This window comes from Roseobacter sp., assembly GCF_045106495.1.
In the GTDB taxonomy this organism is placed as follows: Bacteria; Pseudomonadota; Alphaproteobacteria; order Rhodobacterales; family Rhodobacteraceae; genus Roseobacter.
In genome coordinates this window covers 54449-78132 of the sequence record NZ_JBGCEQ010000006.1, presented here as the reverse complement: position 1 = coordinate 78132, position 23684 = coordinate 54449, and the positions used below count along the sequence as shown (strand labels likewise).

At 56.5% G+C, this 23684-nt stretch carries 22 protein-coding genes; 8 read left to right on the top strand and 14 right to left on the bottom strand.

All coding sequences use genetic code 11. The features are described 5' to 3' along the window. Positions 1-21 precede the first annotated feature (21 nt). The 3 genes from AB8B75_RS05885 to AB8B75_RS05875 are packed head-to-tail and all read left to right on the top strand — an operon-like array spanning position 22 to position 2461. Complete coding sequence (locus tag AB8B75_RS05885; protein WP_405360594.1) at positions 22-954, top strand: bifunctional riboflavin kinase/FAD synthetase; 933 nt, start codon at positions 22-24, stop codon at positions 952-954. After that, the gene (locus AB8B75_RS05880; RefSeq protein WP_405360593.1) at positions 951-1421 is read left to right on the top strand and encodes a YcgN family cysteine cluster protein; all 471 of its coding nucleotides are present in this window, start codon (positions 951-953) and stop codon (positions 1419-1421) included. The genes AB8B75_RS05885 and AB8B75_RS05880 overlap by 4 nt, the downstream gene beginning before the upstream one ends. After that, positions 1421-2461, top strand: a complete 1041-nt coding sequence (locus AB8B75_RS05875; protein ID WP_405360591.1) for a threonine aldolase family protein — start codon at positions 1421-1423, stop codon at positions 2459-2461. The genes AB8B75_RS05880 and AB8B75_RS05875 overlap by 1 nt, the downstream gene beginning before the upstream one ends. On the opposite strand, the gene AB8B75_RS05870 is transcribed toward AB8B75_RS05875, so the two are convergent. Together AB8B75_RS05870 and AB8B75_RS05865 are read right to left on the bottom strand one after the other, a co-directional pair. Next, the gene (locus AB8B75_RS05870) at positions 2438-3223 is read right to left on the bottom strand and encodes an alpha/beta fold hydrolase (RefSeq protein WP_405360590.1); all 786 of its coding nucleotides are present in this window, start codon (positions 3221-3223) and stop codon (positions 2438-2440) included. The genes AB8B75_RS05875 and AB8B75_RS05870 overlap by 24 nt on opposite strands. 11 nt (positions 3224-3234) lie before the next feature. Next, the gene (locus AB8B75_RS05865) at positions 3235-3834 is read right to left on the bottom strand and encodes a 2-hydroxychromene-2-carboxylate isomerase (protein WP_405360588.1); all 600 of its coding nucleotides are present in this window, start codon (positions 3832-3834) and stop codon (positions 3235-3237) included. A 112-nt stretch (positions 3835-3946) separates the two neighbouring features. Between AB8B75_RS05865 and AB8B75_RS05860 the strand changes: the two genes are divergently transcribed. Together AB8B75_RS05860 and AB8B75_RS05855 are read left to right on the top strand one after the other, a co-directional pair. After that, entirely contained in the window at positions 3947-4966 is a 1020-nt protein-coding gene (locus AB8B75_RS05860) for a ribose-phosphate pyrophosphokinase (protein WP_405360586.1), read from the top strand. A 617-nt stretch (positions 4967-5583) separates the two neighbouring features. Next, positions 5584-6552: an autoinducer binding domain-containing protein gene (locus tag AB8B75_RS05855; protein ID WP_405360585.1), complete on the top strand. Its 969-nt coding sequence runs from the start codon at positions 5584-5586 to the stop codon at positions 6550-6552. A gap of 100 nt (positions 6553-6652) precedes the next feature. Here AB8B75_RS05855 and AB8B75_RS05850 read toward each other — a convergent pair whose 3' ends face one another. From AB8B75_RS05850 to AB8B75_RS05825, 6 genes are all read right to left on the bottom strand, one after another. Continuing rightward, complete coding sequence (locus AB8B75_RS05850; protein ID WP_405360583.1) at positions 6653-7069, bottom strand: F0F1 ATP synthase subunit epsilon; 417 nt, start codon at positions 7067-7069, stop codon at positions 6653-6655. A gap of 11 nt (positions 7070-7080) precedes the next feature. Then, positions 7081-8505 carry a F0F1 ATP synthase subunit beta gene (gene atpD / locus AB8B75_RS05845; RefSeq protein ID WP_405360582.1) on the bottom strand — a complete coding sequence of 475 codons (1425 nt, stop codon included), beginning with the start codon at positions 8503-8505 and terminating at the stop codon, positions 7081-7083. A gap of 19 nt (positions 8506-8524) precedes the next feature. After that, entirely contained in the window at positions 8525-9400 is an 876-nt protein-coding gene (locus tag AB8B75_RS05840; protein ID WP_405360581.1) for a F0F1 ATP synthase subunit gamma, read from the bottom strand. 11 nt (positions 9401-9411) lie between these two features. Further along, entirely contained in the window at positions 9412-10950 is a 1539-nt protein-coding gene (gene atpA / locus AB8B75_RS05835) for a F0F1 ATP synthase subunit alpha (RefSeq protein ID WP_405360579.1), read from the bottom strand. Beyond that, positions 10951-11511, bottom strand: coding sequence for a F0F1 ATP synthase subunit delta (locus AB8B75_RS05830; protein ID WP_405360578.1), 561 nt, complete (start codon positions 11509-11511; stop codon positions 10951-10953). It lies immediately after the preceding gene. A 314-nt stretch (positions 11512-11825) separates the two neighbouring features. Next, positions 11826-12560, bottom strand: a complete 735-nt coding sequence (locus AB8B75_RS05825; RefSeq protein ID WP_405360576.1) for a methyltransferase domain-containing protein — start codon at positions 12558-12560, stop codon at positions 11826-11828. 62 nt (positions 12561-12622) lie between these two features. Here AB8B75_RS05825 and gloB point away from each other — a divergent pair, with 62 nt between their 5' ends. Both gloB and clpA read left to right on the top strand, forming a co-directional pair. Beyond that, complete coding sequence (gloB, locus tag AB8B75_RS05820) at positions 12623-13390, top strand: hydroxyacylglutathione hydrolase (RefSeq protein ID WP_405360574.1); 768 nt, start codon at positions 12623-12625, stop codon at positions 13388-13390. 175 nt (positions 13391-13565) lie between these two features. Beyond that, positions 13566-15887 carry an ATP-dependent Clp protease ATP-binding subunit ClpA gene (gene clpA / locus AB8B75_RS05815; protein WP_405360573.1) on the top strand — a complete coding sequence of 774 codons (2322 nt, stop codon included), beginning with the start codon at positions 13566-13568 and terminating at the stop codon, positions 15885-15887. 184 nt (positions 15888-16071) lie between these two features. On the opposite strand, the gene AB8B75_RS05810 is transcribed toward clpA, so the two are convergent. The 3 genes from AB8B75_RS05810 to AB8B75_RS05800 all read right to left on the bottom strand — a co-directional run bounded on the left by AB8B75_RS05810 (position 16072) and on the right by AB8B75_RS05800 (position 19796). Further along, the gene (locus AB8B75_RS05810; protein WP_405360571.1) at positions 16072-18000 is read right to left on the bottom strand and encodes a peptidoglycan -binding protein; all 1929 of its coding nucleotides are present in this window, start codon (positions 17998-18000) and stop codon (positions 16072-16074) included. A 2-nt stretch (positions 18001-18002) separates the two neighbouring features. Continuing rightward, on the bottom strand, positions 18003-19190 hold the full coding sequence (locus AB8B75_RS05805; RefSeq protein ID WP_405360569.1) for a biopolymer transporter ExbB: 1188 nt from the start codon (positions 19188-19190) through the stop codon (positions 18003-18005). A 75-nt stretch (positions 19191-19265) separates the two neighbouring features. After that, positions 19266-19796: a gamma-glutamylcyclotransferase gene (locus tag AB8B75_RS05800; protein ID WP_405360568.1), complete on the bottom strand. Its 531-nt coding sequence runs from the start codon at positions 19794-19796 to the stop codon at positions 19266-19268. 65 nt (positions 19797-19861) lie between these two features. Here AB8B75_RS05800 and AB8B75_RS05795 point away from each other — a divergent pair, with 65 nt between their 5' ends. Then, a complete protein-coding gene (locus AB8B75_RS05795) occupies positions 19862-20866 on the top strand; it encodes a DUF2125 domain-containing protein (protein WP_405360566.1) in 1005 nt (334 codons plus the stop codon). On the opposite strand, the gene AB8B75_RS05790 is transcribed toward AB8B75_RS05795, so the two are convergent. Genes AB8B75_RS05790 through hisC form a run of 3 tightly spaced genes read right to left on the bottom strand, consistent with a single transcriptional unit; the run spans position 20863 to position 23659 of the window. After that, complete coding sequence (locus AB8B75_RS05790; protein WP_405360565.1) at positions 20863-21660, bottom strand: extensin family protein; 798 nt, start codon at positions 21658-21660, stop codon at positions 20863-20865. The genes AB8B75_RS05795 and AB8B75_RS05790 overlap by 4 nt on opposite strands. Next, positions 21657-22577 carry a prephenate/arogenate dehydrogenase family protein gene (locus AB8B75_RS05785; protein WP_405360564.1) on the bottom strand — a complete coding sequence of 307 codons (921 nt, stop codon included), beginning with the start codon at positions 22575-22577 and terminating at the stop codon, positions 21657-21659. Before AB8B75_RS05785 ends, AB8B75_RS05790 begins: the two co-directional genes overlap by 4 nt. Then, positions 22574-23659 carry a histidinol-phosphate transaminase gene (gene hisC, locus AB8B75_RS05780; RefSeq protein WP_405360563.1) on the bottom strand — a complete coding sequence of 362 codons (1086 nt, stop codon included), beginning with the start codon at positions 23657-23659 and terminating at the stop codon, positions 22574-22576. The genes AB8B75_RS05785 and hisC overlap by 4 nt, the downstream gene beginning before the upstream one ends. Positions 23660-23684 lie beyond the last annotated feature (25 nt).

The following is a 23684-nucleotide window of genomic DNA, read 5'->3' as shown; positions in this document are numbered from 1 at the left end:
CTTCAAGGGTACGCAAGGCGGATGAGGATAATCCGCGACTATCAGTTTGTTGACCCGGAAAATCGCGGCGCAAGTGCAGCGATCGGAAACTTCGATGGTGTGCATCTGGGTCATCAGTCGGTTATTGATCTTGCGCGCCAGGCAGCGCCCGATGCTCCGCTGGGCATTGTCACTTTCGAGCCGCACCCGCGCGAATTTTTTGCGCATGATGCGCCCCCCTTTCGTTTGATGAGCCGCGAAGCGCGCGCCAGCCGCTTGGAAAAGCTGGGTGTGGCGCGTCTCTACGAATTGAATTTCAACGCAGCCCTCGCGGCACTTTCGCCGAAAGGCTTCGCGCACAAGGTGATTGCACAGGGCTTTGGCCTGAAACACGTGATCGTCGGAGCGGATTTCTGCTTTGGCCAAGGGCGCGCGGGCACTGCCACGCATCTTCGCCAATTTGGCCAAGATATGGGTTTCGGCGTCACCATTGCACCGCTGATCGAACAAGCTGAAGAAACTGTTTCTTCCACCGCCATTCGCCGCGCCCTCAGCGATGGCGACCCCCGTCTGGCGGCCTCAATGTTGGGTCACTGGCACCGCATCGAGGGACCTGTGATCGGCGGTGAGCAGCGCGGGCGTGAATTGGGATACCCCACTGCGAATATGTCCATCGACGGGCTGCATCCGCCGGCTTTTGGGGTCTACGCCGTGCTTGTGGACGTGTTGGAGGGCCCGCACGCCGGCAGCTACAATGGTGTTGCCTCGATGGGTGTCAGACCCATGTTTGGAGAAAACCGACCCAATCTGGAAACCTTCATTTTCGACTTTCAGGGCGATCTTTACGGGACAGCATTGTCGGTTGCTTTGGTGGACCACTTGCGCCCTGAAGAAAACTTCGACGGGCTGAATGCGCTTATTGCGCAGATGGATGCCGACAGTGCCGAGGCCCGCAAAATTTTGAGCGCATTGTGACGGATCCGATTGACCGCGCGGGCCTGAAGGATCGTTTCTGGGAGCGTAAGCCGCTGGCCAAAATGACCCGGAAGGAATGGGAGTCCCTATGTGATGGGTGCGGCAAATGCTGTCTCAACAAACTCGAGGACGAAGACAGCGGCTCGGTGGCTTTGACCCGCATCGCTTGCCGCTTGTTGGACGATTCCACCTGTCGCTGCGCGCATTACGACAACAGACATCAGTTCGTGCCAGATTGCATCGTTTTGAAACCGGACAACCTCGACACGCACGCCTATTGGATGCCCGACACATGCGCCTACCGGTTGCTCTGGCAAGGGGATGCCTTGCCCGATTGGCATCCGCTGATCAGTGGCACCGCGCAATCGGTTCATGATGCGGGCGTCTCAGTGCAGGGGTGGACGCTGAGTGAATTCGACATTCCGGAAGAAGAATGGGAAGAGCATATTATCGAGGAACCGACCTGATGTATTTTTCTTCTGACAATGCCGGGCCCGCGTTGCCACAAGTCATGCAACGCGTCCAAGAGGCAAATACCGGATTTGCGCTGCCCTATGGCGCCGATCCAATAATGAAAGAGGTGCGCGAAAGGATCCGTGACATCTTCGAAGCGCCAGATGCGGCTGTTTTCCTGGTTGCCACCGGAACGGCGGCGAATGCTCTGGCACTCGCAAGCTATTGTCGTCCTTGGCAGGCTGTGTTTTGCACCCGGATTGCGCACATCCAAGAAGACGAATGCAACGCGCCCGAATTTTACAGCGGTGGCGCCAAGCTGTGCCTTGTGGAAACATCGGACAAGATGACCGCGCAAGGCTTGCGCGACCGGATCGAGGCCGAAGGCGTGCGCGGCGTGCACGGACCGCAACGCGGCCCTGTGTCGATCACACAAGTGACTGAGCGCGGAAGTGTTTACACACTGGACGAGTTGCGAGAATTGACGGCCGTGGCCAAGTCTTTTGAACTACCCGTGCATCTGGACGGCGCTCGGTTTGCCAATGCGCTGGTTGCATTGGGATGTTCGGCGGCGGAAATGACCTGGAAGTCGGGTGTGGATGTGGTCAGCTTTGGCGGCACAAAAAACGGCTGCCTGGGTGTCGAGGCCGTTGTTTTCTTTGACCCGTCAAAAGCATGGGAATTTGAACTGCGCCGAAAGCGCGGGGCCCATCTGTTTTCAAAGCATCGGTATTTGTCGGCTCAAATGGCGGGCTACCTGCAGGATGGCGCATGGCTGGAAGCCGCATCGCGCGCTAATGCCAATGCTGACTACCTGGTGGCCGGCCTACGCAGGGTGGGGGCGGAATTCTTGCACGAACCGCAGGCGAATATGGTTTTCACGCGATTTCCAGCCCGCTTGCATCAGCGTCTTCATGATGCGGGCGCGCACTACAACATGTGGGATGACGCGCTCGAGGGCGCGGATCCGGAGGCGATGCTCGCGGCTCGTCTGGTCTGCGACTGGTCAATCACCCATGAGCAGATTGACCTATTCCTCAGCCACTTCGATTAGCCGCAGTATCAGCGATGCGACCTCGTTTGGGTGCGTTAACGGCGACATATGTCCCGCCCCCGCAATCGTCGCACGCACGGCATTAGGCAGGCGGTGTACGAGACTGCTGTGTATCGCATCAATAATATCTGGTGACATTGCACCTTCTATCAAAAGACAGGGCATTTTCGCGCGCGCCAGTTTGCCCGGCGCCATCAAGCCCGCATTGTCCTCAAAGATCATCGCAGATTGTCCCGGCACAATCGTCATGCGCTCGGTCAGATATCGTCGGGTCGCCGCCGACATCGCATCCCATTTCGTGCCGTCCCCCCAGAAGCGGTTGAACAACTGCGCAGCGCGGGCGTGATCCTCAGCGACAAGCGCGGACGTAATTGGGGCAGTTTCCAGATCATGCGCTGCCATGCGTTCCGGCGCGTCGGCAATCACAGCAGCGAAGAAAACAGGTTCGATCAGGGTCAGACTGCGCACCAGATCCGGATGTTCCACGGCAAGACGCAACGCAACAGTCGCCCCGAAAGAGTGCCCGATCAAGTCCCGCGGTCCCGGCAAATAGGCTAGCGCCGCGTCCCGGCACAGCTCATGCAAATCCGTCTTGTAATCCCAATCCGGGCTTTTTCCATGACCGGGAAGGTCAAAAGCTGTCAGTGTCAATTGATCATGCAACGCGTCCCCTACACCGCGCCACGCGCCGGAGTGCGCAAGGGTGCAATGTATCGCCAGTGCTTGCTTGTTACCTCGCCCAAAGGTTTGGGCGTGGGTCACAAAGCCTCCGGTCATACTTTCCCGGCAAGATGGGCATCCAAATCGTCTATTCTGTCTTGCCCCCAGAAGCGCTGGTCGCCATCTGTGATGTAGAACGGCGCGCCAAATACGCCGCGCTCGACGGCTTCTTCGAGGTTGGCCGCATAGGTTTCCGCCCCTTCCAGCATACCACTGTCCGCAAGGCTCTCATCAAATCCGGCCTCATTCAGACAAGACCGCACGACTGCGTCTTCGGCGATGTCTTTTTCATCCGCCCATACGGACCGAAGGATCGCGGCCATCAGTTTGCCCAGATCTCCACCCCCGGCATTTTGCGCCGCAATAAAAGCATAAGACGAAGGCGCTGCATTGGTTGGCCAATGAGCGGGTTTCAGGTTCAGCGGCATGCCCAGCAGTTTGGACTGTCGCACCAATTCCTGCGCGCGCATTTCGACACGGCTGAAGTGTCGGTCTTTGGGTGGTGTCCCACCCGTACGTGCAAAGAGCGCCATGATATCGAGCGGCTTGTAGGTGATCGTCGCACCATGTTTTGCGGCCACGGCTTCCGCTCTGTTCCCGGCCAGGTAGGCATATGGGGACAGGGTGGAAAAAAAGAGGTCGATATGCGCCATTTTGAGGCTCCTTTGAGCTGCCAGGTTCTTTGCCGATTGGTAAGGCCATGTTAGGTGAAGTCAACATCACGAATCTGTCACATTTGCCCCCAGCAACCTCAGGATCGCCCTCATGCCAGACTTCCAAGAACCCAAGCTTATTGCCGGCAATGCCAACATGCCATTGGCAAGTGCCATTGCCCGACGCATGTCGATGCATCGCGGCAAACCGGTGAATCTGGTGGACGCGCGCGTCGAGCGCTTCAACGACGGCGAGATATTCGTGGAGGTTTTCGAGAACGTCCGCGGTGAAGACATGTTTATCCTGCAATCCACGTCAAACCCGGCCAATGACAACCTGATGGAACTGCTGATCATGGCAGATGCCCTGCGGCGGTCCTCTGCGTCACGCGTGACAGCCGTGCTGCCCTACTTCGGCTATGCCCGTCAGGATCGACGTACCAAAGCGCGCACGCCGATCACCGCCAAGCTTGTTGCGAACATGCTGGTGGGTACCGGCATCGAGCGGGTTCTGACCATGGACCTGCATGCCGCGCAAATTCAGGGGTTTTTCGATATCCCAGTGGACAACCTCTACGCCTCACCGATCTTTGCGCTGGACATCAAGACGGCCTTCAAAAGCCGTATGAACGAGCTAATGATTGTCTCCCCGGACGTGGGCGGTGTGGCACGGGCGCGCGAGCTGGCCAAACGTATCAATTCTCCTCTCGCCATTGTGGATAAACGGCGCGAAAAACCCGGAGAAGTCGCAGAAATGAAGGTAATTGGCGATGTTACGGGGAAAACGTGCCTGATTGTGGATGATATGTGCGACACAGCAGGTACACTTTGCAAGGCTGCTGAGGTTCTCATGGAGAACGGCGCAAAGGAAGTGCACTCCTATATCACCCACGGCATTATGTCCGGCCCCGCCGTGGAACGGATCACCAATTCTGTCATGAAGTCCCTGGTTACCACGGATACCATTGCCGCAACCGAAGCCGTCAAGGCAGCCAAGAACATCCGCATCGTGCCGACAGCGCCGGTGTTTGCGCAGGCCATACTGAACATCTGGAACGGCACGTCGGTATCTTCGCTTTTCGAAGCGGATACACTGAGCCCGATCTACGACGGAATGTACGCCGCCGAATAGTCGGACCCACCGCGTACAAACAACCAAGCGCACAGGGCAGCGGCACCTTTCGGGTCGATGAGTATAGTACCCCAATTCATTGGATAATCCTTCGTGTGTTACCTGTAAGCTACGCCTGCACAGTTCGTACATCGAGGGGTTAACGCTGCGTAGTCTGGCATCTGTTACCTTGCAGTAACTGCGGCTCTTTTTGACTACAAGCGTCGCCTGGTAGATGGATTTGTCCCAACCAGCCCCAAAAGCCGCCGCAATCCCCCTGGCCGGATGTGGAGCGATTATCCAGATACCCTCCCGTCTCAACAGTTTTTGCCTGTCCCCACTTGGGATCACGCGAAACCGGGGCAAGTGAAGCCGCTAGATTTTCTTGATGCCACAACCAACCCGATGCACCTTGCCGGTTGTTGCAAATCAATATGCGGCCCAGCGACATAAAGCCCGGCATTGTGGTCACCACAGGTGTGCCATTTGAGTCACACGTCAGTTGAACCGGATTTTCGGAAAATTTGAATCGCAAATTAACTGCCTTTTAGGAGAATCCTACCTATACGAACGGTGCAGCAACTAAAGTCCATCGTCGGTGGTTCAAGTCTGCAAAATGTGCGCTGATGGAGTACCCGATGAATTGGTATGCTGAATTGCTAGACGATATTATTGCGACCGGAAGCGGTCTTGATTCAGACAAGATCGAAGAACTGCGGTCCGCCCGGGATCGTTTGGCGCAAGAGAACGGACTGCTGCCCCGGAATCCTGCGACCGAAAACGTGATGAGCGAGATCGATGAGGCAGAAACGCTAGATCAAGTTGCCGCTGTTTTTGGCCGGATGCCTCGCGAATACGGATTTGATGATGCTACACTCATCATCTTGAAGGAGGGGAAAATCTGTCTGTCCCGGCGTGTGATATCAAGCTTGCCGGCCGAATGGTGGGATGACTATGACCGGCTGAATTTGGCAGCAGATGATCCGATCGTCGCTGGCATCATCTCGCAGTCGCATGAACTGTTTCTGGATGAACTCGTGACTGGTCAAGATGGCGCAGCACATCGTTACCTCAAGGCAGCCGAGACGCATCACATCGGATGCAATGGCGTTATTTTCAAGGTCAGTTACCCATCCGGCCTGATGGCCGCGGTCGCTTTGAACACAGTAAAAACACCGGATTACGCACGCCGTCAATTTCGAATGTTTCGCGAAGATTTGCACATCGTTGCACATGCAGTCTGCGACGCATTGGTCTATTTCTCGCAGGTCGGCGCCAGCAACCAAACACCGCTCAACCCGGAGGAAATCCGCTTTTTGCGTCTTGTCGCGATGAGCGAAGACCCCTCGGCGGCTTTGAAAATGCACTGCTCGTTTGGTTCTCCCAAAAACCTGCAAATCCAAGTCATGCGCAAGCTGGGGGTCAAGTCCATCTTTCAGGCAGTATTGGTAGCGGCTCGACAGGGGTTAATCGACACAGCACTGCTGCATCCTGACGAGATTGTACCCACGCGCCCCGTGATCAAGGGATGGGATCTTGCCACCCAATGGCATGAAGACAATTTGCTACCCGAATTGCCCCTTGATAGGGACAAAGACGCAAGCTGAAACCCTTCTAACTTTGCAACCAACTTGGATACCGACAGTCAAAATGAAAAAAAACCGCTAAAAGTTTAGCGGTTTTTTGTAATGTCGTTAGCAGGATGCGTCACAGGCCGATGTGGTCTCCAACCGCTACCATGTCCGCCAGCAGTTTTGCCGCATCATCTACCGGGCCGGGCTCGTTTACGAATGCTGACTTCGCGTTTTCCAACGCCTCTTCGGCTTCTTTGACCAACTCGGCCAAATGTTCAGACGTCACCTCGCTGCGTGGCATGGCGCGTTCTGCCAGAACCGTCACACCCGCCGCCGTAATTTCAGCGAAACCGCCTGTGACGATATACTCGGACGCACCATCAGGGCCGTCCGTGCTGAGCACACCGGGGCGCAGAGTCGTGATGGTCGGCGCGTGACCTGCCATCGCTGTCATGTCACCATCGGCACCGGGGATCTGCACCGATACGACCTGCGCAGAGGCAAGCCGCCGCTCGGGCGAGACCAGGTCAAATTGCGTCGTATCTGCCATGTTCCGGCTCCTTAGGCTGCGTCAGCCGCCATTTTTTCGGCTTTGGCTTTCACTTCTTCGCTGCCACCCACCATATAGAAGGCGCCTTCGGGAAGGTGGTCATAATCGCCCGCCACAACCGCTTTGAAGCTCTCGATGGTTTCCGCGAGCGGCACCTGTTTGCCGTCAGAGCCGGTGAAAACTTTGGCAACATCGAAAGGCTGGCTCAGGAAGCGCTGGGTTTTCCGGGCGCGGGCCACGGTCAGCTTGTCCTCCTCAGAGAGTTCGTCCATGCCGAGGATCGCGATGATATCCTGAAGCGACTTGTAACGCTGCAGGATCCCCTGGACGTCACGCGCGACCTGGTAATGCTCTTCACCCACAACTTGCGGGTCCATCAGACGCGAGGAGCTATCGAGCGGGTCCACGGCAGGGTAGATGCCCAGTTCGGAGATCGCACGGGACAGAACCGTTGTCGCATCAAGGTGCGCAAAGGATGTCGCAGGGGCCGGGTCGGTCAGATCGTCCGCAGGCACGTAGACGGCTTGCACCGACGTAATGGAACCCGCCTTGGTCGATGTGATGCGTTCCTGCATCTGACCCATGTCCGTCGCCAGTGTTGGTTGGTAACCCACAGCGGAAGGAATACGACCCAAGAGAGCAGACACCTCGGAACCCGCCTGCGTAAAGCGGAAAATGTTATCCACGAAGAACAGAACGTCGGTACCGGACTGGTCGCGGAACTGTTCAGCCAGTGTGAGGCCGGTCAGAGCCACACGCATCCGTGCTCCGGGAGGCTCGTTCATCTGGCCGTAGACCAGTGCCACTTTGGATTCGGTCAGGTTGTCTGGCACGATAACAGCGGATTCGATCATCTCGTGGTAAAGGTCGTTTCCTTCACGTGTCCGCTCGCCCACACCGGCAAACACGGAGAAACCCGAGTGCACTTTGGCAATGTTGTTGATCAGTTCCATGATGAGAACCGTTTTGCCCACGCCGGCACCGCCGAATAGGCCGATCTTGCCGCCTTTGGCATAAGGCGCCAGAAGGTCGATGACCTTGATGCCGGTTTCCAGCACTTCTGATGTCGTGGACTGTTCGGCAAAGGCTGGCGCGTCCTGGTGAATGGAGCGTCTCTCGTCAGCGTCCACAGGACCTTTTTCGTCGATGGGCTCGCCTACCACGTTCATGATACGACCCAAGGTAGCGTTACCCACAGGGATCGAGATCGGTCCGTCAGTGTCTGTCACGGTTTGGCCACGCACCAGACCCTCGGTGGCGTCCATCGCAATGGCGCGCACTGTGTTTTCGCCCAAGTGCTGTGCCACTTCGAGCACCAGACGGTTGCCGTTATTGTCTGTTTCCAAAGCGTTCAGAATCTCCGGCAGGTGATCTCCGAACTGGACGTCAACGACCGCGCCGATGACTTGTGTGATTTTTCCGACTGCATTTGCCATGTCGTTTCTCCGGTTTGTTCTACAGCGCTTCTGCGCCGGAAATGATTTCAATCAGCTCGTTGGTGATAACGGCTTGGCGTGAACGGTTGAACTGGATGGTCAACTTGTCGATCATCTCACCCGCGTTACGCGTGGCGTTGTCCATCGCAGACATCCGGGAGCCTTGCTCGGAAGCACCATTCTCCAGCAGAGCCGCAAAGATCTGCGTCGCCACGCCCCGTGGCAACAAGTCTGCCAGAATGGCTTCCTCGGAAGGTTCGTAGTCGAAGAGGGTGGACCCCTCATCGCCTTCCGCCTCGTCAAAAGTGGCGGGTATGATTTGTTGTGCTGTCGGGATTTGCGTGACCACATTGACGAACTTCGCGTAGAAGAGCGTCGCCACATCAAATTCTCCACCGTCAAAACGGCTGAGCACGTCCTTGGCAATGCCCTGGGCGTTCACATAGCCAACGCGTTTCACTTCCGTCAGGTCCACGTGGCCAATGTAGAATTGGCCGTAATCGCGCTTCATCTGGTCGCGACCTTTTTTCCCGACAGTGAGGATTTTCACCTCTTTTCCTTCGCCCTGCAGCTTTTGCGCATGGGTCCGGGCAAGTTTCGCGATGTTTGAGTTGAAGCCACCACAAAGGCCGCGTTCAGATGTCATGACGATCAGAAGCTGCACCTTGTCGCTACCAGTTCCGGACAGCAGCTTGGGCGCGGAGTCAGACCCACCAACGGAGGCCGCCAGCCCAGCCATCACGGCGTTGAACCGTTCTGTATAAGGGCGCGACTGTTCCGCAGCTTCCTGGGCACGGCGCAGCTTCGCAGCTGCAACCATTTGCATCGCCTTGGTTATCTTGCGGGTCGATTTGACCGACTCGATCCTGTTTTTGAGATCCTTAAGACTTGGCATGGGCCTACCTCTTAAGCGAAATCAGCGGCGAATTCATCGAGCGCAGCCTTGATACTGTCGGCCAGCTCGTCTTTTACCTTCCGGTCGTTGTTGGTGATGTCGTCCAGCAACGCCTGATGTTTGGAACGCAAATGCGCCAGCATCCCGGCCTCAAAACGACCCACGTCCTTGACGTCGATCTTGTCGAGGAAACCATTGGTACCCGCAAAAATGACGCAGACGATTTCCGCGTTGGTCAAGGGCGCATACTGCGACTGCTTCATCAATTCGGTCAGACGTGCACCCCGGGCCAGCAACTGCTGAGTGGAAGCATCAAGATCGGACCCAAATTGCGCAAAGGCCGCCATTTCGCGGTATTGCGCCAGCGACAATTTCACCGGACCGGCCACAGAAGACATGGCTTTGGTTTGCGCCGACGAACCAACGCGCGACACCGACAGACCGGTATTCACGGCAGGACGGATGCCTTGATAGAAGAGTTCGGTCTCAAGGAAAATCTGACCATCGGTGATTGAGATCACGTTTGTGGGAATAAAGGCGGAAACGTCGCCACCTTGCGTTTCAATGATCGGTAAGGCCGTCAGAGATCCGTTGCCGGCATCGTCGCCAAGCTTCGCAGAGCGTTCCAGCAGGCGGGAGTGAAGATAGAAAACCTCGCCAGGGTAGGCTTCACGGCCCGGTGGGCGACGCAGCAACAGGGACATCTGGCGATAAGATACCGCTTGTTTGGAGAGGTCGTCATAAATGATCAAAGCATGACGGCCATTATCACGGAAATGCTCGGCCATTGCGCTCGCGGAATAGGGGGCGAGGAACTGCATGGGCGCAGGCTCGCAAGCGGTCGCAGCCACAACGATGTAATATTCAATCGCGCCGGTTTCCTCGAGCTTTTTCACAAGCTGCGCAACGGTGGAGCGTTTCTGGCCAATCGCGACATAGACGCAGTAAAGCTTTTTGCCCTCGTCGTCGCCCGCATCATCGTTCACGGACTTCTGGTTCAAGATCGCATCGAGCGCCACGGCGGTTTTGCCGGTCTGACGATCGCCAATGATCAACTCGCGCTGGCCGCGGCCAATCGGGATCATCGAATCTACGGCCTTTAGGCCAGTTGCCATCGGCTCATGCACTGACTTGCGTGGGATGATGCCCGGCGCTTTGACGTCCGCAACCGAAGATGTCTTCGCGTTGATCGGGCCCTTGCCATCAATCGGGTTGCCCAGACCGTCCACAACGCGCCCCAAAAGTTCATCACCGGTTGGCACGGACACAATCGAATTGGTTCTCTTGACCGTGTCGCCTTCTTTGATGTCTCGGTCGGAACCGAAAATCACAACGCCGACATTGTCGGCTTCGAGGTTCAGCGCCATGCCCTGAATGCCACCGGGGAATTCGACCATTTCACCGGCCTGAACATTGTCCAGACCGTAGACGCGCGCAATACCGTCGCCAACGGACAACACGCGACCCACTTCGGCCACTTCAGCTTCTTGACCGAAATTCTTGATCTGGTCTTTCAGGATCGCAGAAATTTCTGCTGCTTGGATACCCATTTATCCGACCTCTTTCATTACGTTCTGGAGGGAATTCAGTTTCGAGCGGATCGAGGTATCGATCATGCGCGAACCAACTTTTACAACAAGACCGCCGATGAGGCTTTCATCGACGGTCGCATTGAGTGTGACGGTTTTACCTGTGGAGGCTTTCAGTGTTTTGGCCAACTTGTCAGCCTGTGTTTTCGTCAGCGCCTTGGCGGAGGTGACGTCTGCGGTGACTTCACCTTTTTCCGCGGCGATCACCTCACGCAATGTCGAGACGAACTGCGGCAATACGAACAAGCGCCTATTCTGCGCCATCAGGGCAAGTGTATTGCTGACCGTACCCGACAGATCCATTTTCTCTGCCAAAGCCTTGATCGCAGCGCCTTGTTCGTCGCGCGTGTAAACAGGAGAATGGATCAATGCTCGAAAGTCCTCACTGTCCGCAAGTGCGGCCTGCAGCATATCAAGGTCGTTTTCTAGTGCTGGGATGGCTTTTCCATCTTTGGCAATTTCATAAACAGCCGTAGCATATCGCGCGGCAATGCTTGTGGAAATCGAAGCTGTTTCTGACACGTCCACCCTTTCGATAGTCGGACCCGGATACACGAAACTATCGCGTCACCGAGAGTGTTGGCGCGGCTTGAAATTACTCAAGACGTCGAAATCAGCGGTGATGTAGCAGAGAGGATCACACCCCGCAACATATGATAATGAACACCGATTCCATGGCTTTTATCGTGTTTTCAGTAACTTGGGCCAAGTGCGACCGTTTGGCCACTCAGAAAGTTTGCGTTTTCGGACAATTAAAATTCGTTTTTGCGATTCCCGAGCTTCAAATTACGGCATTTTGATCAACCGTGAGATTGCATGAAATAGCGCTTGGTTCTCTAAACGGGTTTCGCGGTGGGCTCCAACACCGCACTGGCACGACGTATGCGCGTAGGTGCAATTTTGCCTTTCGGAGGATATACCAGTTTCGTGGCTTCAACCATGAAAGCCCCGCCAGCCATCATCGTCGGCACACGGCGGCCGATTTTTTCAAAGGCGGGTGCCGATTTCATCCACCAGCGCTTTGAGGATGGCACCTGATACAGGGCTCCCGCGTGGCGTTCGGGTAGAAACTGGTGTTTACGCAGTTGCGTTTCGAGCTGGCCTGGTGAGTAGGGTCTGCCGTAACCGAAAGGGGTCCGATCACGTCGGGCCCACAGACCAGCGCGGTTCGGCACAATGAACAGAGCCCGGCCACCGGGGCCCAACACGCGCCAACATTCTTCCAACAAGTCCGAAGCGCGTTCTGATGTCTCAAGCGCATGCAGCAGCAGTAGCTTGTCCACATGCCCCGTTTCCAATGGCCAGAGTGTCTCCTCGCTCAGCACCGATACATTTGGCTTCCCCGTTGGCCAAGGCATCACCCCCTGCGGCCCGGGCATCAACGCGATGACCCGTCGCGCATCCTTGAGATAGGGCCGCAGCAAAGGCGCTGCAAACCCAAAACCCACGACCGTCTGACCTTTGGCTTCAGGCCAAATCTCGCCCACCCGCGCCTGCAAGCTCGACTGTGCCGCGCGACCCAAGGCCGACCGGTAGTAAAAATTTCGCAGATCCTGAACGTCCAGATGCATTGCAGCCAGCCTCGGTATCGGTCACTCTGTTCCCAGCTTTGCAAAACCAGAGGTAAATGACCATGCCTGTCGAAATTGTGACCGTCCCTTGTTTGTCGGACAACTATGCATTTTTGGTGCATGATGAAGCTTCCGGCAAAACAGCGCTTGTTGACGTCCCCGAAGCAGAGCCGATCTTGAGCACGCTCAAAAAGAGGGGATGGGCCCTCAGCGAGGTTTGGATCACTCATCATCATGCGGATCACGTACAAGGTTTGGCACGCGTTTTAGATGAACACCAGGCCACCGTAACAGGTGCGGCATCCGATGCCCATCGTTTGCCCGCGTTGGACCGAAAGGTATCCGATGCTGAGACCTTTTCGTTTGCCGGTCATGCGGTGCAGATCTTAGATGTGTCAGGGCATACTGTTGGACATATCGCTTACTATGTGGCGGACGCCGATGCGGCTTTCACAGCCGATAGTTTGATGGCCTTAGGGTGCGGCAGGCTGTTTGAAGGCACGGCGGATCAGATGTGGTCCAGCCTTGGCAAGCTGACGGCGCTGCCAGAAAACACACTTATTTTTTCGGGACATGAATACACCGCATCGAATGCTAAGTTTGCGTTAACCATTGACCCTGATAATCTGGAACTTATATCGCGGTCTCAAGAGATCGACGCAGCCCGAGCTGCTGGTGTCCCGACCGTCCCGTCAACTCTGGCACTTGAAATGGCCACAAATCCATTTCTACGTGCCCAAAACGCCGACATTCGAAACCGTTTGGGTCTAGCAAACGCAACAAATGCTCAGGTCTTCGCCGAAATTCGCGCCCGCAAGGACGCCTTCTAACGCCTAAAACACTGCCTTCCGAAACGAATTCACATAATTTGTGACCGGTAAATTGAAGAAAAAACTTGAAGCCGGGCCATGATCAACCAAACTCTAACACTATGAGGCCATGGTCGTCTTACGGATCGACATGAATCAGATCCTCCACCGACCCCGATCAGAAGGAGCGCTTATTGTGCCTTCATTTTCGACCACACTGGAACAGGCAATTCATTCAGCATTGGCTCTTGCCAATGCACGGCGCCATGAATTCGCCACGCTTGAGCACCTTCTGCTTGCCTTGATAGATGAGCCGGATGCGACCCGCGTGATGAAGGCCTGCAGCGTCGACATCGACGACTTGCGCGCGACGCTAGTCGAATTCGTGGACGAGGACCTCAGTAATCTGGTGACAGATGTAGATGGCTCCGAAGCGGTGCCAACGGCTGCGTTCCAGCGGGTTATCCAGCGCGCCGCCATCCACGTGCAATCATCTGGACGCACGGAAGTAACTGGTGCAAATGTGTTGGTGGCGATTTTCGCGGAGCGCGAAAGCAACGCGGCCTATTTCCTGCAAGAACAGGACATGACGCGCTATGACGCGGTAAATTTCATCGCGCATGGTGTTGCAAAAGATCCGGCCTTCGGAGAGCCGCGACCGGTTTCCGGTGCCCCGGAGCACGAAGAAGAAACCCAGGGTGTCACGGAAGGTGAGAAAAAAGAGAGCGCCCTCGAGAAGTATTGTGTGGATTTGAATGCCAAATCCCGCGAAGGCGATATTGATCCGCTGATTGGACGGGATTCCGAGGTCGAACGTTGCATTCAAGTGCTCTGTCGTCGCCGCAAGAACAATCCTCTATTGGTTGGCGATCCCGGGGTTGGCAAAACGGCGATTGCAGAAGGTCTCGCGCGAAAGATCGTCGCGGGTGAAACGCCTGAAGTCTTGGAAAACACGACGATTTACTCGCTCGACATGGGCGCACTTTTGGCGGGTACACGCTATCGCGGCGATTTCGAGGAACGGTTGAAGGCCGTGGTCTCCGAGCTCGAAGAACATCATGATGCGGTTCTGTTCATTGACGAGATTCACACCGTCATTGGCGCGGGTGCTACCTCTGGCGGCGCGATGGACGCGTCCAACCTGCTGAAGCCAGCGTTAGCTGGTGGCAAACTGCGGACCATGGGCTCAACCACGTACAAAGAGTTTCGGCAGCATTTCGAAAAGGATCGTGCGCTAAGCCGCCGTTTCCAGAAAATCGACGTGAACGAACCTTCCGTCGAAGATGCTGTCAAAATCCTGCGCGGCCTCAAACCTTATTTCGAAGACCATCATTCCGTAAAATACACGGCGGATGCGATTAAGTCCTCCGTGGAACTGGCCTCACGCTACATCAATGATCGCAAGCTGCCGGATTCGGCAATTGACGTCATCGATGAAGCAGGCGCTGCACAGCACTTGGTCGTAGCGGCCAAGCGTCGGAAGACCATCGGCACCAAGGAAATCGAGAATGTTGTTGCGAAAATCGCGCGCATTCCCCCAAAAAACGTGTCCAAAGATGACGCGGAGGTTTTGAAAGACCTAGAAGGGTCTCTCAAACGCGTGGTGTTCGGACAGGATAACGCCATCGACGCACTGTCTTCGGCAATCAAACTGGCACGTGCTGGTCTGCGCGAACCTGAAAAACCGATCGGCAACTACCTTTTTGCAGGACCGACCGGGGTGGGCAAGACCGAGGTTGCCAAACAGTTGGCGGATACGCTGGGTGTTGAACTGCTGCGCTTTGATATGTCGGAATATATGGAAAAGCACGCGGTCAGCCGCCTGATCGGAGCGCCTCCAGGCTACGTTGGTTTTGACCAAGGCGGCATGCTTACCGATGGCGTCGACCAGCATCCACATTGCGTCTTGTTGCTTGATGAAATGGAAAAAGCCCATCCGGACGTCTATAATATTCTGTTGCAGGTAATGGATCACGGGAAGCTGACAGATCACAACGGGAGAACGGTCGATTTCCGCAATGTAGTCCTGATCATGACCTCGAATGCGGGTGCGGCAGAGCAAGCCAAGGAAGCCATTGGCTTTGGTCGAGACCGCCGGGAGGGCGAGGATACCGCTGCGATTGAACGTACATTCACGCCGGAGTTTCGAAACCGGTTGGATGCGGTCATCAGTTTTGCGCCGTTGCCTAAGGAAGTTATCCTGCGGGTGGTCGAAAAATTCGTTCTGCAGTTGGAAGCACAGCTGATGGATCGAAATGTCACCATCGAACTAACCAAACCTGCCGCTGAGTGGCTGGCGAACAAAGGGTATGATGCAAAAATGGGCGCCAGACCTCTTGGACGTGTCATTCAGGAGCATATCAAGAAGCCATTGGCCGAAGATCTGCTGTTTGGAAAACTGGCAAAAGGCGGCATTGTTAAGGTTGGCATCAAGGGTGGCGAGCTCGATCTGAAGATCGAAGGACCGGACAAGCCGCGTCTTTCTGGCAACAAGCCACCTCTTCTGACTGCTGAATAACTCCCAAACTTACAAAACCCGCCACATGACATGTGGCGGGGGCTTATGTGACAGATGCTATTTCACGAAAAACAAATGCTTTTCGATGCAGGAACCGACTCGCAGTAAGCCGATATCATTGCAAATCTTGCCCATATGAGGATTTCAAGATCATTGAGTGCTTTAAGCACGGCGCGTAAAACGTCTACTTTTCAGTGAATTTCAACTCAATCCGCCTGTTCAAGGCGCGGGCTTCTTCGCTATCTCCAACCGCCACGGGCTGATATTGGCCAAAACCATTTGCGGCCAATCGATTCGGCGAAATACCCAATGCATTGACCATGAATTTGACGACCGACAGTGCGCGCCCTTGGCTTAACTCCCAGTTGTCCGCAAATTCACCAAAACCCGACAGAGGCAAATTGTCGGTATGCCCATCCACTCGGATGATCCAATCAATTTCCGGCGGTATCTCGTCCGCGACACTCGCTATGATCTGGGCTACTTTGGCAACTTCTCCTTGTCCTTCAAGCGAGAGATCCGCGCGCCCCGGTGCAAAAAGGACCTCTGAGGAAAAAACAAACCGGTCGCCTTCAATACGAACGCCTTCCTGTCGCCCCAGAACATCACGTAAGCGCCCGAAAAACTCGGATCGGTACTGTTCAAGATCTTTTGTCTCCTCGGTCAAACGGGCAGCTTCTTCGGCAAGCCGGGCCGCTTCTTCGGCAAGCCTGATCCGCTCCGCTTCTTCCAACTCGGCGCGGCGGCGTTCTTCGGCAACCACGCGCGCCAGCGCTGTATTGAGCTCGGAACCAAGTGATTGCAGACGCACTTGCGAGGCTGCATCCCGCGCCTGAGCATCATCGAGCAACGACTGCAATCCGCCCAGCTGTGCCCGAAGTGCTGCAACCTGTTGGTTCAACAACTCAGTCTGCCGCTGTGCCTCGTTGCTGATCTCTTGTTCTTCCGACAATGAGCGCTGCGCTTGCGCCAGCAAGGCTGCGCGGCGTTCAGCTTCCGAGGTTGTCGTTTCAGCCAACGTTTCTGCCGCCAACTTGGCCGCCAGTGCCATTGCCAGTTGATCACGCAATCGCGCCTGTTCCGCGCGCAGCTCTTCCTGCTGTGATTGCTCTGATTGTTTGTTCGTCGCCGCTTCACGCTGTGCGGCCCGCAATTCAGATTGCAACGCGATCTCGGCGCGACGCAATGCCTCTGCCTCTTCCGTGGCAGTTGCCAGGTTGCCTTCAACGCCTTGCAAACGGATCAGCGCGGCTGCCAATTGAAGGTCCAGCTTGCTTTCCGAAGCCCGCGCTGCTGCGAGCAGCGTCAACGTGTCCTCGGCTTCCTGACGCTGCGCCTCGAGCGCGAGGGTCATGGTCGTCAACTCTGCATCAGCATTCTCCAACCGGGCCTGCAAGGCCTCGGCTGCCGCAGCTTCCGCCAGCCGTGCAGCTTCTTCCGCGCTAAGCGCTTCGCGAGTCTGCTCCAGATTTGCGGTCAATTGATCGACCTGATTTTCGACAGCCGCATTGCGCGCATTCAGATCGGCCACAAGAGCATCCAATGCCTCCCTCCGCGCAGCCGCCAAACGCGCCGCCTCGACTTGCGCATCAATTTCGGTGCGCGCACCCGCAAGCGCCAAGTTCAGCGCTTCCTGCTCGCTCAGCAATTCAGCTTGCGTTTGCTCCAGGGCTTCACGGGTTTGCTCCAAAGCCGCAACATCGCCAAGCGCGGTATCGCGTTGCGCAATCAACGCTGCAACTTGCGCTTCGAAGCTGGTGATTTGCGTTTGGGCGGCGTTTAATGCCGCGGCTTGCGCGTCTCTTGTAGCAGAAAGACTGGCAATTTGCGTCTGCGCATCCGTCAATGAACTGCTCAACTCGCCGACGCGCGTCTCAAGGGTGCTGTTTGTTTGCTGTTCCAGTCCGAGCGCCTGCGCCAGCGCGGCAACCTCCCCCGCCAGCTGGTCCAATTCGGTTTCCTGCCCGGAGATGCGCTCGGTCAGAACAAACTGAACCACCATGAAAATCGTCAGCACGAACATCAAAACCAGCAACAGACCGGTCATTGCGTCAACGAACCCGGGCCAGATCGAAGCCTGAAACCGTGCGCCTGTGCGTCGAGACAGCGCCATGCTCACCGATCTCCGGACTTGATCGTGGTCCTGGCACGTGACCGGCCCGTTTGCAGGGCTTCGGTCAGCCTGGACATTTCCATACGCAGTTCTGCCATGCTTTCCTGGCGTCCTGCGGATATCTCTTCGAGTATCCGCAGCATCTGCACATCAATGGATCGAAGACGCATGCGGCTTTCTGCATCGATACCACTGTCGCCATGGGTCTGGTTTTCCAAGGCTGAAATCAATCGTTCCTGCCCGGCAGCGACCCGCTCCAGCGCCACGCTTGCCGGATCCATGCCATCCATTTTTTGCGTCATACGCTGGATAGAACTTGCCAGCGCGCCTAGGTTTTCATTGACTTCGGCCCGGCTGACGTCAGATTTCTGAAACATCAGCTGTAAGCTTTCCATCTGCTCCACCATATGTTCCACCACGGCAGCCAAAGCGCCTTGATCGCCAGATGCTTCATCGCCGGAGCTGAATCCGACCCGCGTGATCGAGCTGAGCCATTCTTCCAGTTCGCGGTAGAACCGGTTCTGACCGTGACCAGCAAAGAGTTCGAGAAGCCCCACGATCAGGGACCCTGCAAGACCCAGGAGGGAAGATGCAAAGGCAACGCCCATACCGCCCAATTGGGTCTGCAATCCACTCATCAAGCGGTTGAACACCTGCACCCCGCCTTCGCCCTCCTCAGGCGCAAGGCTGGATATGGTATCAACAATGGCGGGCACAGTGGTTGCCAGACCGTAGAATGTCCCCAGAAGGCCCAGGAATATCAGCATGCTCACGATGTAGCGTGTGATCTCCCGCGCCTCTTCGATGCGGTTGACCACGGAATCAAGGATCGATCGAGTCGACGACGCGCTCACCTGCATGCGTGCGCCGCGGGCACGCAGCAAAGCGGCAAGCGGGGCCAACATTTGCGGCGCTTTGCCGCTGCTGTCGAGCGAATCTGATGCAAAGCGCTCGATCCAACGCACCGATCCGATCAGTTGGAACACCTGATAGAAACAAGCGAGGACACCGAGGAAGAACACGAAGATGATGAACCCGTTGAGATAGGGATTGGCCTCAAAGACCGGCAGCACCCGGGGCAACGCCAGAAAACTGCCAAAACCTGACAGAGCAAGGACAATCAACATCAGAGATATTTGTCGCACCGGTTGCGAAAAGACCGGTCGTACCTCATGCTCTGGCAATACCATGCGCTGTTGCTCCTGCGCCTTATTGTTCTGCTCGTGCGGTAGCTTACACTGAAAACGGCCCCTAGCGCCAAGGATTTATGCGGTGAGGTGACGAACCCGTTGGCTGAGCCACTCAAGGTCGGGATCGTGCAGGCCAATATCGGTCAGATGTGCTGTCGTATTAAACAAATATTCAGTGTTTGGCCCCATGCCGCCCTTTGCCTTTGCGATGATCTGCGCCTGTTCTTCCAGCGGCATTCCGCCACAATACTGTACGTGTTCTGGGTTGATGACATAGCACAGCGCCTTGACCCGACGGCCATCGACCAGATCGATGTCGAGTTCGCGTTCCAGATAGGCGGATGAGATCAATTCACGTTCGCGCAAATAGATCAGGGTTTGCGCCTCGTGTCCTGTGGCGACGGCCAGTGCCACCCCTTCGCAAACATGCGCGGGCTCTTCGTCCAGCGCCAGGACCAGCCCGGGTTCCGTCTCGGTGCCCCGATGGTGAATGGACCGCATGCAAAACGACCGCGCATAGCCCGGCAAGGTGCCCACACACCGCTCGGCAACGTCAAATCCGGGATTCCATAGCAGGCTGCCGTAACCGAATACCCACATCGTCATCTTGCTGGTTCTCCTTGGTTGCAATGCGTAAACCTCAATTAAGCGACAAGGGAAAGGGCGCAGTCATGCGACGGGTAATTTGGCTGATTGTCTGGGCAGCCGTGGTGTGGAGTGGATGGTGGGCTCTGGCCACGATCGGCGCAGTGCGCGGTATCGACGGCTGGTTAACTGCGCGACAGGCAGAAGGCTGGCAAGCAGAAACAACCGCTATTGCCTTTGACGGGTACCCCGCCGACATTCAAATCACACTGAAAGATCTGGCGTTGGCGGATCCCGATACTGGCATCGCACTGGAAAGCTCAAAACTGACCTTGCTGGCGCCTGCCTGGGATCCGGGCAATGTCACATTGGTTCTGCCGGATGATCCCATGCTATTGGCAAGCCCAGAGGGGCAAAACCAGCTGCTCACCCAAAACGCGCAGGCCAGACTTCACGTAAAAACCAATAAGTCGCTGGCATTGGAGACAATGCAGGCCAACGCGGACGCCTGGTTGCTTAAGGCCGCCGCCGGGGACGTGCTGGCAGGTAGCGCATCCCGGGTTTTGATCACGCAAGACGAAGAAGACGCCTCGCAATACCAGTTCGAGCTAGATGTCGACGCCTTGCGACCGGGTGCTGTACCGCGTGCCGCCCTGAGCATTCCGCAAGACTGGCCCGTTGCTTTCGATCAATTCACCTTGACCTCTACGGTGACTTTTGACCGACCGTGGGACATCACGGCGCTGGAAGTGTCCCGCCCGCAACCGCGACGGATCGCAGTACAACAGGCAGAGGCGCTTTGGGGCGAATTGCAATTGCGCTTTGCAGCCGCGTTGGATGTTGATGCCGCGGGGGCTGCCAGCGGCACCGTCAGCCTACAGGCCCGAAACTGGCGCGCGATGTTAAACCTTGCGGAGAAATCCGGCGCTTTGCCCGCAGCCATACGACCGCAGATCGAACAGGCCTTGTCGACGTTTGCAAGCCTGTCAGGCAATTCGGAAACTCTGGATTTGACGCTCACTCTGCGGGACGGGTTCATTTCTCTGGGGTTCATACCTTTGGGCGAAGCACCGCGCTTGGTCTTGCGTTAACGGCAGTAGGTGCCGCTGCGATAGCGTGCCGTGTCGAAATGGAAGTGGTCGCGGTGATAGCTATCGGCATGGGGGCCAAGCACGGTGCCAAAAGGGCCACAAGCCCCGCGATGGATTTCCCGCAACGCCTGACTCGTGTCTCGCGCCGTCCATCCCTTCAAAACCGTGATCATGGACCCATCGCGCAACACAAAACCGGAAATATCAATCGCGCGACCTTTGCCATGCTCGGAAATACGTGCGCCTATTTTGTTGTTACGTGTGCGGCAGGCGTAATGCGCGGCCACGCGAAGGCCCGCGAGCCCGCCACCTTTTTTGCGCAATGCGGGTTTGACGGAATTGTCCACCCATGTTTTGAGCGCTTGCGCGGTGCCGCAATCCATGACGGATTGATGGCTGAGCGCAATGCCTGACACTGACCGAACTCGGACCGCTTTGGACACGCCGCAGCCAGCGACTTTTCCCGGCACCCGGCCGACGATATCGCCCTGAATATCCGGGTCACCACAGACCGCGCCCTTGGCACGCAATTTCTGTTCTTTGCGGATCGCCCGTTTTACCGCACGCGTGCGCATCTTTGGGCGCAAAGAACTGCGTGGTGCGTCGCTTTTCGGAACGGCCGCATTGGCTGCTTGAGATCGTTGCGCAGGCGTGAGAGCGCCCGATGGGTCCAACGTCACCGATTGCGTTCCGGCAAGGGCGGTCGGCCGGACAACTGGTCTCAAAGATGTTGCAGGGGGCGCCGCTATTGCCGCATTGGTGGCCAGTAGAAAAACAATCGCCCAGACCCTCATTTAGCGCTCTTGCTACGCCCAAAGTCTGGCGCATCGGTGTCCTGACCTGCCTCGATGATGCCGCGCCGGATCGCGCGCGTGCGTGTGAAGTAATCGTGCAAATGGTCGCCGTCGCCGGTGCGGATTGCCCGTTGTAAGGCGAAAAGTTCCTCTGTGAATCGTCCCAAAATTTCGAGGGTTGCATCCTTGTTCGTCAGGAAAACATCCCGCCACATGGTCGGATCACTGGCTGCGATGCGGGTAAAATCCCGAAAACCTGCGGCCGAGTATTTGATCACCTCGCTGTCCGTGACGCGGCGCAAATCGTCTGCCACACCCACCATCGTATAGGCGATCAGATGCGGCGCATGGCTGGTCACGGCCAGAACCAGATCATGGTGATCTGCTTCCATTTCCTCCACATTGCTACCCAGTCCCTCCCACAAGGCACGCAATCGGGCGATGGCTTCGGGATCGCTTCCGGCGACAGGCACCAGCAGGCACCAACGGTTGTCGAAAAGCTCAGCAAAGCCTGCTTCGGGACCGGAATGTTCTGTCCCGGCCAGAGGGTGACCGGGGATGAAATGGACACTGTCTGCCAAATGGGGCTGCACATTTTCGATAACATCGCGTTTTACCGACCCGACATCCGTGACCGTGGCGCCCGGTTTCAAATGCGGCCCAATCTCGCGCGCAACATCCCCCATTACACCAACGGGCACGCAGAGGACGATCAAATCGGCGTCTTTGACCGCCTCCTGAAGGCTGTCGCATACAGCGTCACACAGGCCAATACGCCGCGCCGTTTCACGTGTTGCCGAGCTGCGCGCATAGCCTGTCACTTCGCCCGCCAGGCTTTTGCGCTTCATCCCCCAAAACATCGACGAGGCAATCAGCCCCAGACCGATCAACGCCACGCGGTTGTATATCACACTCATTGCGCGCCTCTGAACGACCCAAGGGCTGCTAGGACGCGGGTCATATCTTCGGACCGTCCGACCGTGATCCGCAGCGCTTGCGGGAACCCGTATCCCTTGACCAGGCGCACCAGAATGCCCGCTGCCTTCAGATGGGCATCCGCGTTCAAAGCCTCTGCCTCGTTGGCAAATCGCGCCAGGACGAAATTGGTATGGCTGGTGTCGCAGGCAATACCCAACTGGCGTAAACCAACCGTCAGCCGCGCGCGTTGTTCCGCGTTTTCTTCAAGGCAGGTTTTGACAAAATCCCGGTCCCGCACCGCTGCTTCGGCGCCGGCCAAAGCCACAGCCGACATGTTAAAGGGCCCTCGGATGCGATTGAGCACATCAATGACAGGATGCGGCGCGTACCCCCAACCCACACGCAATCCGCCCAACCCATAGAGCTTTGAGAACGTCCGCGTCATGACAATATTTTCGTGCGCTGTCACCAGCGCGGCACCACCATCATACTCATCGAAAAACTCGGCATAGGCCCCGTCAAGCACCAGCAGGCAACCGGATGGCACGGCATGTGCCAACCGGGACAGTTCTGCCTGGTCAAGCGCCGTCCCGGTCGGGTTGGCCGGATTTGCAATGTAAATCAACCGAGTGGCATCGGTGATACGCGCAATGAGGGCATCAATGTCTACACGCCGATCTGTTTCAGGCGCCACAACCGGGGTTGCACCTGCCGACAAGGCAAAGATGCGATACAGCGAAAAGCCGTGCTCCGTGTATAGGACCTCATCACCTGGACCCGCATAGGCCAGAGCCAGCAAATTCAGAATTTCGTCCGAGCCGACACCGCAAATGATACACTGCGCATCCAATCCATGCACCTCTGCAATGGCCTCGCGCAACGCCACATGATCGGTGGACGGATATCGGTGCAATCCGGACGCGGCTTCAACAACCGCTTCTATACTGCGCGGGCTCGACCCAAACGGGTTTTCGTTTGAACTGAGCTTGAGAGGATCGGCCTGTCCGGCAATATGCGACGCTCCGCCCTGATAAAGGGCGATGTCCATTATACCAGGCTGTGGCCGGATCGTGTGTGTCATGCGTCGTCTCCTGTCCGGTGGACAT